Raw genomic sequence first — 15,625 nt, forward strand, 5'->3', positions numbered from 1 at the left:
TTATTTTAGTTTCTTCAGCAGTGAATTGATTTCTTGCTGGCGGCCAGCATCAGCGACAGGACGATCCGGTCTTGGTGCTGCATTCTTCGCACGAGTTAGATATTTCACCGCCTCTTGCTTTTTACCTTGTTCCACCAAGAAGTCACCATAAAAATAGTTTGAATCAATACCATTAGGATTCAACTCTAACGCCTTCTTAAGCAGTACTTCCGCTTTCTTATCGTTACCAAATCCGATTGGCCAGCCCGGTACTTTATAGTATAGAGAACCTAAACTAGTATACGCCGAACCTTGCAAAGTATCAGGTGCTTTTTCAATAACTTGCTCTAGAATTTTTTTCGCTTGTTTGGCTTGAGACAATCCACTGAGTCCGCCCTCCGCACCAGCCAGTGAGGCTTTGTTGATAGCTAGCCACACCATAAAGTTAGGGTTATTGGGGCTTTGCTTTAAATCAGTTTTGTTCAGCGCAATCACCTGTTCAAAACATTTGACCTGCTTATCATTGTCTTTCGTTTTGTATTGGCATACTGCCCAATCTTTTTGCACTTTCAAAAGGTTATCATCTTTTGCAAAAGCGGCTGAGCTATATATAGCAACCACGGCTAATAATACGGGTATGTGTAAAGGTAATTTCATAGTAACTCCATGATGGTTTCATTTACGCTAAGTTCTGATAAACCTAGAGTGTTCTGCCAAATAACCTCGGAGTGCGAGGTAACTTGGGTATAAATGAATAATTAGTGGCTAAAAAATCGGCTGCATTTCAACACTTCACTTTTATGCTTGAAATGCTCGACGATGGAAGCACCGTAATAGTGCCCTGGGGTGTCTCCATGCCAGGACAGCTGCAGTGCTACATAACCAAGAACAACTAAGGCGACGACTAAAGTCGACACAACGAGTATGAATTTCATATGATTTTCGCTCCCCATTTCTCTTTGCCTTTTATTTGTTTGTGTGGTTAATAAAGTAGTGAATGGTCTCCTGCTGCTTTCTAATCGATCGGCTCACTACATTGGGAAATATTTGATTCACACGGGCAAACAACTTTTCCGGCCAGCCAATCCATCGAGCAGTTTTTTCCTTTTCAAGCATTTCGGTGACATGTTTTGCCACAGCCTGAGGCGCGTCGCTTCGATTGCCCAATTTTTTGTTAAGATCCACCACTTGCTTCGAGTTAAGCTCGGTATCCGTTGCTCGAGGAGCTAAATACAGCACTCGAATACCGGAGCCATCTAGCTCTCGGTCTAAGGCCTCAGTAAAGCGATGTAATCCCCCTTTTGAGGCACAATAGGTGGCGTAGCCTGGATAACCGATGGAACCAAACGTAGAACCAATATTGAGAATGATGCCCGGTCTTCTAAGCCAGCCTAACGCGCTTTGGCTCAAAGCAATCGGCGTCATGAGGTTGAGTTGAACTTCTCTTTCAATCGACTCTGTGGTTCTTTGAGCTAGAAACTGAAACTGATTACTGCCCGCATTGTTTATCACCACACTGTACGCTTTATTGATTCGGACTTGATGCTTGGCGTGAATAACGACCGATTCCCTGCCCTCTGGCGTTAGCAAGTCAGCAGCGAGAATACTGTGCAAATCTGGATTCGCCATCGAATAGCGGATCTGCTCGAGTTTTTCCTCATTGCGCGCAACTAATGTTACCTGGGCACCACTTTCTTCTAAGGCTAACGCAATTTCCTGACCTATCCCTCCAGAAGCGCCTGTCAGTAATACATGTTTATTGTTCAGATCCATTGTCTATCTCCTAGGCAGCCTTAATCGTTGTAGTTGACGGAAGTCCTTTCAGCATTTCACCGTAGAGTGAAAAGACCATGTTGGCCGAGTCAATGACTGCTTGCTGATCAGCGGGGTCCGTTACCTTGTTCATTAGGTTTTCAAAAAATGAAATATGGTCTTGGTCTAACACGCTGTGGGATAGCAGATAGCTCAACGCACTATTGGGCAGATTGAGCGACTCTTTAAGGCGGTTTGCGATCTGACCACCAATACCGACACTTGTCCCTTCTAACACCCAAACCATACCAAACAGCGCCATAGGGTTATTTCTATCTATCTGGTGATACAAATAAGACACCATCAACTCAATAGCTTGGCTGGCTTTGCCGTTGTCAAGATTCGCCCTAACCGCCTCTGCATTACCACCGCATGCTTTAATGTCATTTAATATCCATTCTTGATGACCATATTCCTCTTCGATGTATTCAGCTAGTGCTTCTCTTACCCACTCATACTCTTGTGGTAAGCGACTACCACAAGCCATCAGTAAAGGCACTGTATGCTTCACATGGTGATATGCTTGGGTCAAAAAACTGAGGTAAGTGTCCATGTTTACTTCACCGCGCAAACAGGCTTCAAAAATTGGCGCATCCAACATTTCTTGTTGGGCTAGCGATGTATTTTGCTTGAGATCTGCAAAGAAAGTGCTCATAACGTGCTCCTAAGTTCTTCGGTGCCAAACTGTGTCTTGAGTGTTTTAAGTGACACAGAAGGATCGATAATGGTTTGGTCGAGTACGCATCTAGCCCAAGATTCAATGGTTGTACGCTTAGGACGACCATTCGAGGTAAACCATGTCGTTCTAGAAAATAAATCGGACACCACCAACAGGTTGGCGATACGTGCATAGTCAGGAAGAGAACGGTTTAATGCGTTCATTCTGTCTTCAATGCCTTCGTCTTCCTCAATAATTGCTGTGAGACCCATTTGCTCGTCTCCTGTCACAATCACGGAATACCCTGGCGCATAAACCTGAGCTTGTGATTCCACCCACTCTGGTGACACATTGCGGCCAAACCCGGTAATAATTTGGTTTTTCTTTCGTCCAACGACGGTGATATATCCATCGTCATCAATCGAGGCGAGATCGCCAGTTTTGAACCAAGTCGACTCAAACGGCTCCCCTAAATATCCCAATGCAACATTGCCACGGACTAGCAACTCGTTGTCTTCCGTTACTTTCGCCTCTAGGTGCTCAAGCAATTGGCCGCTTGTTTCCGGCTTTGAGCCTGCTGCTGTATTAAGTGCAACAACAGAAGCCATCTCAGATAAGCCATAACCTTCATAGACAGGCAGATTTAACTGATGTGCCTTCTCTATTAGCTCTGGTGCCACACGAGCACCACCGACCGCGATAAAGGAAAACGACTGGGCTAAAGAAGGGGTTTCAGCGACGATTTGAATCAATGCCATCAATATGGCTGGCGTGATCACCATGCTACTTGGATAAAACTCTGCGAGAGCTTTAGCAAACTGAATGAAATCCAAATGACTGGAGCCGATTAAGCCCAAGCGTTGCCCTTGATACACAAGAGATGTCTTGCCCAACAATAGAGGCACGTAAACACTGGTGATATTTTCTAGTAGCGTTGAAAGCGGTATAAATGCTAGATGGCTACCTGCCGGAACATTACCTCCGGATTGCATAGACTTAGCTAAAGCCACCGCGACAGTAACCAAGTTCTGCTCACTTAGACACACCCCTTTAGGCTGACCGGTTGATCCGGATGTAAAGGTGATTTTGCATGTTCCAGGCAACACCTTATCGACAGCTAAAAATGGCTCAGCGGAATAATCTGTAGCCTTTGTTCTGGATGAATAAACTGGCATACCGCGTAAACGTGTCAATTCATGATTGTCACTTTCCCAGTCACCGATAAGATAATCGGCTTGCGTTTCCTTCAGAGTATGCGCCACTTGCTGCTCTGAAAAAAAAGTGGGCACAGGCACAATCGATACTTGTGCTTTCATTGCCGCCAAATCAATGACCACCCAATCGACACTGTTTTCCGCTCTTAATGCAATACAGCGCATCTTCATTGAGCGAAACACGTTCGCTATCGCTTCTACCTCGTTTTTTAGGTCTTGGTAGCTAATCGAGCAGTAACTGCCTTGGTGACTTTGGCCAACAAAAGCGAGTTGCTGTGGGTTATTCATCGCTTGTCGATCAAGCGCTTCTAAGATCTGGTTCATGGTTAACTCCTGCCTAAACAGCATTTCTTTTCAGCAAAAATGGCATGAAGATGTTCAAGGCCTTCTCTGATGTTTCCTGCCACGATTCTGGGGCTTGTTTGGTAATAAGAGCCCCAAATTTTATCTGCGTTGGGGATTTGGCTTTTATCTGCACGATCAATAACTTCTAGCTTCAAGCCGAGTTTTGACATTAGGGCATGAAGGGGATCCGTCGCGGTAAAAATAGCCCACTCATAACCTTGCTCTACCAAAAACTCCGCTATCATGTAGAAATGCAGTGGAGATGTACCCTTAGTAAATAACGACAATTGTCCAAACTCGACCAGCTTAGAACGATCAACCGTTTCACCGTATATTCCGCTCAAAATAGCATTTGCCGAATTAGATAAATATTGCTCGGAAAACAAAGGCTTATATTTTGCGCTCTGAAAACCGCATATAGATATAATTCTTTGTCCTTTCATCATGACCAAAAAGGTGGGCATAAAAGAACAGAGTACCGCTCCAAATGCGTGTTTATATCGAGTCCGAATTTGATAAGTCACTTCTTTCCATAGAGGGTGACTTGGCTCAACGATTTCCAATCTTTGGCTGTGTTTGCTTAAGTCTTTTCTCACTATCAAGCCCTCAATTAACAATTACGTTAAAATTTACGGGATAAAACTTAAGAGAAACTTAAGGTAGAAAAACAAAAATATTGTTTATGAAGGAAACGAGAGGAGTGGCTAATTAACACCTTGTCTTTAATAATAAAAATATTATCAACTAATTTTAAATTGACAGTAAATTTATTTTAAGGTGAGTCATTGGTGGCTATACAACGTCCACTAAAACCACCTAACTCAACGGATGAACAACTAGAATAAGTGCCTCCAGAGATATATTTAATATACTGCCCTGCTTGGGTTCTATATTGGCAATACGCCCGCTCCCCATCCATTGACGATACAGGCATGTACGCCACATCGAGGTTAGTGACTGGCGCATCTGTTAACTTAAGCTGATACTGCCAACGTTTATCTTGTCCTTTACTTTGGTATTGGTCTTGCAAGTCACTGTCATTGGGCTGCACCATCATTGGTGCCAGAACTTGTTCTCTGTTGATAAGCTCTGCTGCGGGACAATAAAAGGTCGCGTCGGTAACGGTGAACGTTATCGTATCGCTTTTCACTTCTGAGATAGGATCAAACGCGTATATGTTGGTGATTCCTTTTCCTACCGCATAAGCAACACCTACTGTGTCAATCATGGTGATATCTGGGTTATCGCTTATCCAAGATAAAGAGTTTGTCACATTTTTTATCGTCCCGTCATTAAACGTAGCCACAGCAGACAGCTGTAACTTAGCGCCTAACGCCAGCTGTGGCTCATTCGGGGTGACATTGAGCTCGGCAAGGTCTGAGTCGTTCACTGCAACCGCAATCGGCTCACTCGAGATACCAGAGCGGGAATCGTACGCTGCTACTGTGGTAGAACCAGCCGCATTACCCGTGATGACTCCATCCTCACTAACAGATGCAACGCCAATATCAGATGAAGACCAAGACACATCGATCATAGCGACAGGCTTGCTGGTACTAGAAAAGGTCCCCTCAACGTGCAATTGCGCGTCATAGCCTTTTGGTATATTTATACTATTGGGTTGAACAACCAGTTTCGATAGGACGGAACCTGTCACCGTCAAAGGAATGGGCTTTGACACTAATGTTCTGCTTCCTCGATACTTTGCAGCCAGATTGGCTGTGCCCAATGCACTGCCGATCGCGATACCATCCAGCTCCACTTCTACTACGCTGAGGTTATCACTGTGCCAAGACACAGCTTGAGTAATGTCACGCGAAGTGCCGTCGGCAAAATGACCAATCGCACTGAGCTGAATCGGATATCCTTGAGCGACAGAAGCACCTTGTGGCGCAATCTGTATCGAACGTAATTCGGCGCTGCTAATTTGTACCTCACTATTGGATATACTAGCGACGTTGGAATATTCATCGTACGCTGATATTCGGGTGTTTCCCGACATACCTGCATGCAATAGGCCACTGTCGTCCACGCTCGCCACACGAGTGTTACTGCTTTTCCACGATACACGAGCCGTGACATCCTCGGTAAACAAATTGCTATAGCTAGCAACAGCGGTTACTGGATAGGTTTCTCCTGCAGACATCACCACACTAGGTGGAAAAATCTCGATAGATTTAAGTTTTGCCGCAGTAACATAAATATTGGCCGCAACGCTGCCAGACAAGCCTGAGTGCTTGTCAAACGCTTTAACATGAGCTTTACCTGCTAAGACGCCAGTCACTAAACCCGATGAATTAACCGTTGCAATATTAATATTGTCGCTAACCCATGAAACTGTAGAGGTTAAGTCTTTTGTCGAGCCATCATTGAATACGCCGATCGCTTTCAGCTGTTTGGCTGAGCCTGCAGGTAACTGATTATAGTTTGGTGTTATCTGGATTTCACTCAATGCCGCACCTGTGACTTCGAGATCCAGCGTAGCGGAGCTTGCAACATTGCCTGAGCGTGCTGAAATATGCGTTGCTCCCTGTGCAAGGGCAGAAAGCTTACCATGGTGTTTAACTAGGGCAACGTTGGAATCTTCAACGTGCCAACGAACATGTTGGCTTATCTCTTGGGAGGATTTATCGTTAAACAAACCAATCGCAGTCAAGTCTCTTGAATACCCGATTGGCATGCTTAGGCTCGGCGGGACAATTTCAATATCCTGAAGTACAGCAGGCGTAACCTTAATGTGTACTGAATTTTGACTTTTCACATGGTGATATTTTGCAACCAACGACGTGCTGCCAGTGAGTTTCCCTTTAACATGACCTAACTTACGTACTTTAACTATTTCTGCTGTCCCAGCACTGACCCAGTGAGCCAAATGAGTAATATTTAGCCTCTCTCCACTAGAAAAGTGCGCAAATGCTTCTACTTTTCCCGTAGTTCCTAGCGCTATAGAGAGCTGGTCAGGTACAATTTCAATCGACTCCAGTCTATCTTTGGCGACTTTAAATTTAGCCGCATTATTGCTTCGCAACTTGCGCTTTTTGTAGTAAGCCGTCACATCCGCTCTGCCTTCAGCCACAGCGACCACTCGCCCATGTTTTTTCACTTTGACATTTTTACTGCTGCTGGACCACAGCACTTCTTTCGACAAATCTTTTGTGGAATTGTTGGTGTAAATGCCTGTTGCGACCAGCTGTTGCGAAAAACCCAAAGGTAGCACATTAAGCGGTGGCGTAATTTGAATCTCTTTCAAGGAAGCCTGACCCACGTCTATGGTCAATGTATTTGCACTTTTCACATCGTCATCACTAGAACTAATTTTTACTTGTCCGTCTTTCAATCCCGTCACTAGGCCAGAATCACTCACCGTCGCGATTGACGAATTACTACTTTTCCAACTGACAACTTGAGTAAGATCGACGGTTGTACCGTCGCTAAAAACACCGGTTGCGACCAACTGATCACTTTGACCTTTTGCTATAACGTCGATAGAACCACCTGATTTGGTGGCAATTTGAATATCAACCAGTTTTTTGCTTTCTTGATCCGACGACCCTTCTCTGCATCCCGATAGTGCCAAGCTCAGAATCAACACAAAAAACAAGCGAATGACACACCATAAGATTGGCTGTTCACCTTTATGTTGTCTGCCAGATCGGGATATATACATTGCGTTTCCACGCCTCATCATTACATTCACATAATCTATTAATACTAGAGCAGCATTTGATAAATTTCTTATTAAATGGGATCTCGGTTGGTTAGGTGAACCATCAGTGATCAAGCTTGAAGTGACTTGGGTATACAGTATTGTGTTTAGCTTATTGTTTGACCGAATGATGAGTGGTATATACCTAAGTTATGTCCAGGTAAATGATTTAGATCAAGTAAAGAAAGCTTCAATCTCCAATTACATAAGTATTAATCGACTCCACTAATAAATTACAGAGTGCTTATATTTTTTTAAATTTCCACAAATTAACAAAATAAACAGCCTATTAATATTATTTATTATTCTAAGTAATTTTCAAAATATCAATATCATAGCTTCTCACGAATAAATAGTGATAATTAAATCAATTAAATCGGTATTATTTTCAATTAAGATCACATAAATAAACGCAATAAGTCACTTTCTTGCCAATAAACATACTTTTCATCACATATGTATTTATCGTGAAATTTGTTTATGTTAACTATATAAATGCCTCTAAACACAACGTAATAAAATAACATTTATTTTTATAGGAAATTAAAATGACATCGTTCCGTAAAATAAAAGTACCGGCACTGGTTGCTGGACTTATTGCTGTCTCTTTAACTCTGGCAGGATGCGATAACCAGAAAAATGCAGACAAAAAAGATACGCAAGAAAAAGTCATTCAAGTGGCGGTTTCTCCAAGTTCTCCACCAATGCTTTTCCAAAAAGACAACCATATTGTTGGTGCTGACTTAGATCTATTTAAAGAGTTCGCGAAAAAGTATGGCTACAAATACAAACTCACTTCTTATGACTGGCAGGGCATGCTTGGAGCAGTAGCAAGTGGAAAAGCCGATATGGCCTTCTCCGGTATTTCTATCACGCCGAAGCGCGAGAAAGTGATGGAATTCTCCCACCCATACTTCATCAACTCATGGTACTTAGTCAGCACGCAGAAGAAAGATATCCATATCACCAACTTGGACCAGCTTAAGAAATACTCCATCGGTTATCCTCGTGGAATGGCGTACAGTGGGCTTATCAAAAACAAACTCGAACCTAAGCACTACTACTCGTTGAAAGATGTGAAATTGTATCCTTCTTACAACGAAACCGTGTCTGATCTTATGAATGGCAATTTAGATTTGGCGTTTATTGAGCTGCCGGTTTACAACGACTACAAGTTCAAGCGTCACTTCCCAATTGAAATTGCGTACTCCTTTAACGGTATCGATAAGCTTGGATTCGCTTTCAAAAAAGGTTCACCAATTAGAGCGAAATTCAATGCGTTCATCGAATCGAAACAAGGCAAAGAAGACGTCAAACAAACGCTAGATAAATGGCTGAAAGGATAACTTCGTTCATATGGCGTTTTTAAATATTGTTGAGCAGCTCTCGATGAGTGCTGCTTATACTATCTTAGTGACATTTTCATGTGCACTTTCCGCGTTTATGGTGGGTTTTATACTCACCATTTTAAATAGACTTAACCAACCCATTGTTCTCAAAGCTTGTGATACCTTTAGCTTTATTTTTCGTGCAATCCCCATACTTCCGCTGATCTTTCTGGTCTATTTTGGCTTACCCGCCATAGACATCAGTTTGTCGCCTTTAGAAACCATGTGTATTGTTATCGGGGCAATATCAGGTTCATATATATATGAGCTCATGAGAGGCATGTTGACCACAATAGAGCCTACACAGCTACTCGCAGCAAGAATGTTTGGCTTAACTAAGAAACAAATATTTTTGAATATCGAACTACCTCAAGCACTGCGATTTTCCACCCCAGGAATTATTAATGAATTTACGGTTATTCTTAAATATTCCCCGTTCTCATACGTGGTGGGTATTCCTGAAATTACAAGAAATGCCTCGATTCTTTCTACAACCTCTAACCACGCCATATTGATCTATACAACGGCAGGAATTCTGTATTACTTGATCTACAAGCTTTTCCATTCCATCACACTGTTTTTAGAAAAGAAATATCAAATTCCTGGTATCAACGAGTTTTAGAGTATCAACCATGCCCATATTGAGTATTAAGAATTTACATGCTGATATCGAAAGTGCGAAGATATTAAAAGATGTCAGCTTCGATGTGAAAGAAAACGAAATAAAGTTGGTAATGGGGCCTTCTGGCTCCGGAAAATCAACGCTAATTAACTGCATTATCGACCTTCTCTCCCCTACCTCTGGGAAAATTGTCTTCAATCAAAAAAACTTGCTCGAAGACAAGTCTAGCTTACACCAAGATATCGGTGTGGTATTCCAAAGTTTTGGCTTATATAAACACCTATCTGTTATAGACAACGTCACTTTGGCACTGAGAAAAATTAAGAAAATGGAAAAAGCTCAAGCCAACGAGATAGCGACATCAGTTCTTGAAAAAATGCATATGGAAGAACACAAGCACAAGTATCCAGCCCAACTATCAGGTGGACAGAAGCAGCGCGTGGCTATCGCGAGAACGCTAGCCATGAATCCGAAAGTGATTCTGTTGGACGAACCTACCTCAGCACTCGATCCATTGATGTCTAGAAAAATTGGCGATCTGATCAAACAGCTCAACGAATACCACATCACGATTATTTGTGTGACTCATGATTTAAACTTAGCGAAGTATTTAGATAGCGACATCGTTTTTCTATCCAACGGCGAAGTGAAAGCTCAAGGAAAAATACACCAGCTTGCCAATCATAATCAATGCGAAGAAATCAATAATTTCTTTACCTAGGGGTGAGTATATGGAAAGGTGGATTAATTTATTCAACGACTTACTACAACGAAAAGAGACCATTCTCATCTCTCTTTACAAAACCATTGAGCTAACGACCGTCGTCAGCATTACTGGTTTTGTCATGGGGTTGCTATTGTTCTTTTTGTTTATCAACTCAAATGGCATTGTCCGAAAAGTGGTGAAATCTTACGTCAGCTTTTTTGTCGGTACCCCATTACTCATTTGGTTGTTCGTGGCTTACTACGGCTTGCCTCAACAAGGAATACACCTTAGCGCCAATGCTGTTGCTATCATTGGTTTTACTTTAAACGTTGGCGCATATAACTGCTCTTATTTATTGTCAGGCTACAACGGCATGGAAGCCGATGAAATTACTGCATCCATCGTGCAAGGTTTCACGTCATTCCAACGATTCAGGTTCATCATTCTTCCTCAAGCCTTCATCGCTGCTTTACCTTCACTGACCAACCAAGTAATTAATAATTTAAAGGACTCAACCATTGTATTTCTAATTGGATATAGCGATTTCTTTAACCAAATTCAAGAAGTTGCGGCCTCAAACTTCTTATTTTTCAGAACCTACTTGGTAGCGGTCGCAGTCTATTTTGTGCTCATTTGTGTGATTATCATGCTGTCTCGTAAGCTAGAGAAAAAATTGATGATTACGAGAGTAATGAGCTGACCAATGAAAGGAATGGATGATCGCCGCAAAAAATAGCACTTTGCCAAAATGGTCTATATTCGATTAAGTACTGTGAGATATGGAGGCGTCGAGTGAAGTACTTAATCATGATATTCACCTTGTTGTCTTGGCTTATTGGATTCTCCACATACGCTAAGTCTATTAATATCGTGATCATCGATGTTGTACCTGCTGGATTTCAACACCAGGGACGCACGCAAGGCACCACCTATGAGTTAATCAATCAAATTGCTGACAGGGCCAACTTCAAATACGACACCAAATTAAAACCATTTGCTCGAGTGGTACAAGAGCTCGCTAATGGTGACGCTGATATGTCGATGCTGTTACCAAATAGCGCGTTAGATGGTCAGGTGGTACTCGTTGCACCCGTGTACGAACTGAAGTCAATGATTGTATCAATGCCAAACGAACCAATTAAAGAGCTGACAGAATTAAGTGGGAAGAAAGTAGGTATGTTGAGAAATGCTACTTTCTACCGAAAAATACCGAACCACGAACAGCTTGATCTCTATGAAGTAAAAAATTATCGGCAAGGAATAAAAATGCTCAAACATGGCCGGATCAATGCGTTGCTCGCCATCGACCAGTCATTCTACTTTTTACTCAAAAATGAAGGTTTAGAGAGAAGTGAGTTCGCACCACCATTGTATTTTGACACTCAACACATGTATTTACAGGTCTCTAACAAGCTCTCTGATGAGTCGACCATTAATCAGCTAAAAAGCATTGTAAATGATCTAAAGAGCAGTGGTGAAGCGAACGCAATACTAAAGAAATATGTGGGTGAATAACCCCGTCAACATCCACATTGATACAAACGCAATGTATGGTAAGCTGCCATTTCAATAGCTTACCAGTTGGCATAAAACATGAAGCATATTCTTTTCGACTTTGACGGCACCCTGTTTGACACATCCACCATTGTTTATCACAAGCTACTGGATATCACCACAACCCAAGCTGAAACACCAAATTGGGATCAATTGCGAGATCTATCGTCATGGCAGGTACTCAAGACTTTACAAATTCCCATTTTCAAACTCCCTAGCATCAAAAAATCAATCACATCAGAGATTCATAACAACCTTGAAAGTATTGAGATACAGAAGGGGATCTCTGAGTTGATTATAGAGTTGCATAGAAAAAACATCGAGCTGCATATTTTGTCGTCCAACTCGTACGAGAACATTTCCGAGCTATTGACGTTAAACAATTTGGAGCACTACTTTTCTTCCATTAACTGCGCCAGCTCGCTGTTTGGTAAATCTTTCGATATTCGACTTTTTATGAAAGAGAAAAAGATCTCTTCTTCAGACTTAGTGTTTGTGGGAGACGAAACACGAGATTACAGAGCCGCTAAAAAGGCAAAAATAAGATGCTACCCCGTGTCTTGGGGCTACAACTCTCAGCGTGCCTTCAAGAACATCACCGAACAATTTGTCTCAAGCGACACATTCGAACTGCTCAACTGCCTGAGGTTGGATAACTTTGTAAGCGATGCTTGATAGAAAGAAGCCTTCTATGCTAGAAGGCCCCGACTACATCCTAGTTATTTGTTTAAGTTAAGTAACGGAAATGGCTGACTGCTTTTTCCGTCAAGAAAATAAAACTTGCTGGACGGATCCTTTGCCATTGCCGCTAATGTATTTAAAGATTGCAATTGAATATAGCCTTTGCCCGCTTTACTCAAAGCGTTCTCAACCTTTTCGATCTTATACGCTTCAGCGTCTGCCAACGTTTTGGTTTTTGCCGCTTCTGCTTGAGCAATGATTTCTGTCTTTCTGGCTGTTTGCGCCGCCGCTTCTGCATCTGCCTTGGCTTGAGCGACTTTCTGTTGTGATGCTATTTCAATACGTTGCAACTCAGCTTTTTCCTGCTGTACTTGTTGCTCTCGTACCTTTTTCGATTTGATGGCTTGAATAATATATTCAGGAAGCTTGGTATTACTCAAAAGAACCTGTTGTACTTCAATGCCAAATTTCGCAAGACGATCTCGTAGAACAATCAACATGTTATCTTGCATTCTATTTTGGGTGCTGCTGTCGAAGAAATCCTCTGCTTTCGGAACTGTTTTCGCCACATCCCTTAATACGGAGTAGACCTGACTTTTTAATTTGACGTCCACTAGCTGCTCAGCAGTACCCGTATTCTCTAAAATTTTTGGCGTCAAAGCAGCATTAATTCTATATTGGATCCTGACATCAATTTCAGATGTCAACTGATCCTGAGTCGGCACTGGTACACCAGCGAACAGTAATGACTTATTTCGAACGTCAAATGTGGTGAATTTTTCAAATGGGTTCACCAAATGAAATCCATTGTAAAAAACTTTCGGCTGCACCTTGCCAAAAATTGTTGCGACTTTTACATGACCGGCTTTTACGGACGTAAAAGAGTTAAAGACAATTATGAGTATCACCAAACTCACAATGGAATAAATCACGGCTTTCTTTACTGCTGAATTATCCACTTCTGTATTCAATTTATTGTTTTTGTCCAGCTTATACATCCTACTTATCCTTTTTATTCAACTGGTTAAACTTGTTCTTTATGTATTGCTCTTCGTTTTTGACTTACTTTACGTGGACTATACCGTTGAAAGACCAGGCAGCACAAACAAAATAGTAGGAAAAGGAGAAAGTTGAGCTTATAAATCAAGCAAATACTGTCATACACTAACCCGATTATCTTGATGAAAGGTAAAAAATGGGCCTAGTAAACTAGGCCCCTTAAATCTAAGGAATGAGATATTAGCTCTTGTTAAGCTGTACTTGTGGCTGGGCTTTAGTGCGGAAAAGTCTATGTCCTAGCATGATGGCAACAAACGCGATCAATGCACCATAGTTGGTCGCCACATTGAAAACCGTAAGCTTCATCTCAAAGGCTTGCCCGGCAATAATCACGGCAATGAAAATCATTGAGATGACTGGCGCATAAGGGAACATCTTGGCCGTATATTTCAACTTAGACGTGTCACCCTTTAGAACCTTTTTGCGGAAGCAATAGTGACTTAACGCAATACCAAACCACGCAATAAAACCGCATAACGCTGAAATATTCACCAGAATCGTGAATAGCTGACCATTACCTGTAAAAGACGATAAAAACACTGCTGAACCGACAACGGCTGTCGCTAACAACGCATATATTGGAAGGCCAAAAGAAGTAGTTTTACTGAAAATCTTTGGTGCTTGTCCATTCTCACCCATGTACCATAAAGTACGTGTGGATGAGTACATACTCGCATTCGCCGCAGAAATTACCGCAATTAGCACAATGAAGTTGAGCATATTTGTCGCTATGCCCATGTCAAAGTAATGTTTAAACACGAGTGTAAATGGGCTCGATTCTACGCTGTCGCCATGAGCCAAACTTGGGTCATTAAAAGGTACTAGTAGACTGATCAACAAAGTAGAAAGGATATAAAATAGCAGCAAGCGCCAAAACACGCTTTTTACTGCTTTAGGTATGTTTTTCTCTGGATCTTTCGTCTCACCAGCACTGATCCCAATCAGCTCACAACCCTGAAAAGAAAAACCAGCCACTAGAAAGACACTAATAAAACCTGCCCAACCATGATGGAATGGACCGTCAGCAATGGTAAAGTTAGTGGCGCCAAAATGAGGCTGAGTAAATACCAAACATGTCCCTAACACGATGAATATGATGATAACAGCGACTTTTAGAAAAGACATGATGTACTCAGTCTCACCGAAAACTTTAACTGAAAAGAGGTTAACACCAAGAATTAAAACAAAGAATAGTCCGGACACCAGCAAAGGAGAAACATCGGGAAACCAGAACTTCACAATGATGGTTGCTGCTGATATTTCTGCTGCGATGGTGATTGCCCAATTGAACCAATAGTTATACCCCATCGCAAAGCCAAACGACGAGTTGACGTACTCAGTAGAATACTCGCAAAATGAACCCGTCGTCGGTTTGTGAGTTGCCATCTCCCCAAGACTAGTAATTAAAAAGTACACCATGATAGCGATGAGTGTGTACGCAGCGATTGCACCACCGGGGCCAGCGACTGAGATAGCATAACCGCTCGCGAGAAAAATTCCCGTCCCGATTGAGCCACCAAGCGCAATCATATTCAGATGCCTTGCTTTTAAATTTCTTAATAACATGTTGTGTTCCGTTGTTTATTAAAATAGGCTGGCTAATAGGTTGTTAATTAACCAGTTCCACTACGATCCGTCGATCTAGGGATTATTGATATCGTTTTACTTTTTTGGATCACTACAGACAAAACGTCGCAACTAATACTCGCTATACAATGTATTAGTCAAATGAACCGCATCTTTTATCACTTCGAAGGATTAAGATCCAGAAAATGCTAATAAAAAATTGACAAAATTTCTCTAAGACTAAAGTCTTGGATCATTTACCGTGCTGTTTATTCTCAGGACAGAAACACTTTCCCTATAAAAAGCAATGAGATATATCTCACTTCCAGCCCTAA

At 42.0% G+C, this 15,625-nt stretch carries 15 protein-coding genes; 6 read left to right on the forward strand and 9 right to left on the reverse strand.

Features of this window, described 5'->3' with window-relative positions; all coding sequences use genetic code 11:
- The 7 genes from M9194_RS11180 to M9194_RS11210 all read right to left on the reverse strand — a co-directional run bounded on the left by M9194_RS11180 (window position 1) and on the right by M9194_RS11210 (window position 7,675).
- Window positions 1-636, reverse strand: a complete 636-nt coding sequence (locus tag M9194_RS11180) for a tetratricopeptide repeat protein (RefSeq protein WP_250612724.1) — start codon at window positions 634-636, stop codon at window positions 1-3.
- A 101-nt stretch (window positions 637-737) separates the two neighbouring features.
- Window positions 738-914, reverse strand: coding sequence for a hypothetical protein (locus M9194_RS11185; protein ID WP_250612725.1), 177 nt, complete (start codon window positions 912-914; stop codon window positions 738-740).
- Window positions 915-945: 31 nt separating this feature from the next.
- On the reverse strand, window positions 946-1,752 hold the full coding sequence (locus M9194_RS11190) for an SDR family oxidoreductase (protein ID WP_250612726.1): 807 nt from the start codon (window positions 1,750-1,752) through the stop codon (window positions 946-948).
- Window positions 1,753-1,762: 10 nt separating this feature from the next.
- On the reverse strand, window positions 1,763-2,446 hold the full coding sequence (locus M9194_RS11195) for an iron-containing redox enzyme family protein (protein ID WP_250612727.1): 684 nt from the start codon (window positions 2,444-2,446) through the stop codon (window positions 1,763-1,765).
- Window positions 2,443-3,987, reverse strand: a complete 1,545-nt coding sequence (locus M9194_RS11200; RefSeq protein ID WP_250612728.1) for an AMP-binding protein — start codon at window positions 3,985-3,987, stop codon at window positions 2,443-2,445. Before M9194_RS11200 ends, M9194_RS11195 begins: the two co-directional genes overlap by 4 nt.
- A 2-nt stretch (window positions 3,988-3,989) precedes the next feature.
- On the reverse strand, window positions 3,990-4,604 hold the full coding sequence (locus tag M9194_RS11205; RefSeq protein ID WP_250612729.1) for a thermostable hemolysin: 615 nt from the start codon (window positions 4,602-4,604) through the stop codon (window positions 3,990-3,992).
- 176 nt (window positions 4,605-4,780) lie between these two features.
- A complete protein-coding gene (locus M9194_RS11210; RefSeq protein ID WP_250612730.1) occupies window positions 4,781-7,675 on the reverse strand; it encodes an Ig-like domain-containing protein in 2,895 nt (964 codons plus the stop codon).
- A 587-nt stretch (window positions 7,676-8,262) separates the two neighbouring features.
- Here M9194_RS11210 and M9194_RS11215 point away from each other — a divergent pair.
- The 6 genes from M9194_RS11215 (at window position 8,263) to M9194_RS11240 (ending at window position 12,659) form a co-directional block, all read left to right on the forward strand.
- Window positions 8,263-9,060, forward strand: coding sequence for a transporter substrate-binding domain-containing protein (locus M9194_RS11215; RefSeq protein WP_250612731.1), 798 nt, complete (start codon window positions 8,263-8,265; stop codon window positions 9,058-9,060).
- A 10-nt stretch (window positions 9,061-9,070) separates the two neighbouring features.
- A complete protein-coding gene (locus M9194_RS11220) occupies window positions 9,071-9,724 on the forward strand; it encodes an ABC transporter permease subunit (RefSeq protein WP_250612732.1) in 654 nt (217 codons plus the stop codon).
- 10 nt (window positions 9,725-9,734) lie between these two features.
- A complete protein-coding gene (locus M9194_RS11225) occupies window positions 9,735-10,445 on the forward strand; it encodes an amino acid ABC transporter ATP-binding protein (protein ID WP_250612733.1) in 711 nt (236 codons plus the stop codon).
- A gap of 10 nt (window positions 10,446-10,455) precedes the next feature.
- Window positions 10,456-11,130, forward strand: a complete 675-nt coding sequence (locus M9194_RS11230; RefSeq protein WP_250612734.1) for an amino acid ABC transporter permease — start codon at window positions 10,456-10,458, stop codon at window positions 11,128-11,130.
- Window positions 11,131-11,222: 92 nt separating this feature from the next.
- Window positions 11,223-11,945 carry a substrate-binding periplasmic protein gene (locus tag M9194_RS11235; protein ID WP_250612735.1) on the forward strand — a complete coding sequence of 241 codons (723 nt, stop codon included), beginning with the start codon at window positions 11,223-11,225 and terminating at the stop codon, window positions 11,943-11,945.
- A 78-nt stretch (window positions 11,946-12,023) separates the two neighbouring features.
- Window positions 12,024-12,659, forward strand: a complete 636-nt coding sequence (locus M9194_RS11240; RefSeq protein ID WP_250612736.1) for an HAD-IA family hydrolase — start codon at window positions 12,024-12,026, stop codon at window positions 12,657-12,659.
- Window positions 12,660-12,703: 44 nt separating this feature from the next.
- Here the strand turns inward: M9194_RS11240 and M9194_RS11245 are convergent, their stop codons facing one another.
- Together M9194_RS11245 and M9194_RS11250 are read right to left on the reverse strand one after the other, a co-directional pair.
- Window positions 12,704-13,663: an SPFH domain-containing protein gene (locus M9194_RS11245; protein ID WP_250612737.1), complete on the reverse strand. Its 960-nt coding sequence runs from the start codon at window positions 13,661-13,663 to the stop codon at window positions 12,704-12,706.
- 241 nt (window positions 13,664-13,904) lie between these two features.
- Window positions 13,905-15,290 carry an amino acid permease gene (locus M9194_RS11250; RefSeq protein WP_250612738.1) on the reverse strand — a complete coding sequence of 462 codons (1,386 nt, stop codon included), beginning with the start codon at window positions 15,288-15,290 and terminating at the stop codon, window positions 13,905-13,907.
- Between the last annotated feature and the right edge of the window lie 335 nt (window positions 15,291-15,625).

It is taken from the genome of Vibrio sinus (assembly GCF_023634645.1).
In the GTDB taxonomy this organism is placed as follows: Bacteria; Pseudomonadota; Gammaproteobacteria; order Enterobacterales; family Vibrionaceae; genus Vibrio; species Vibrio sinus.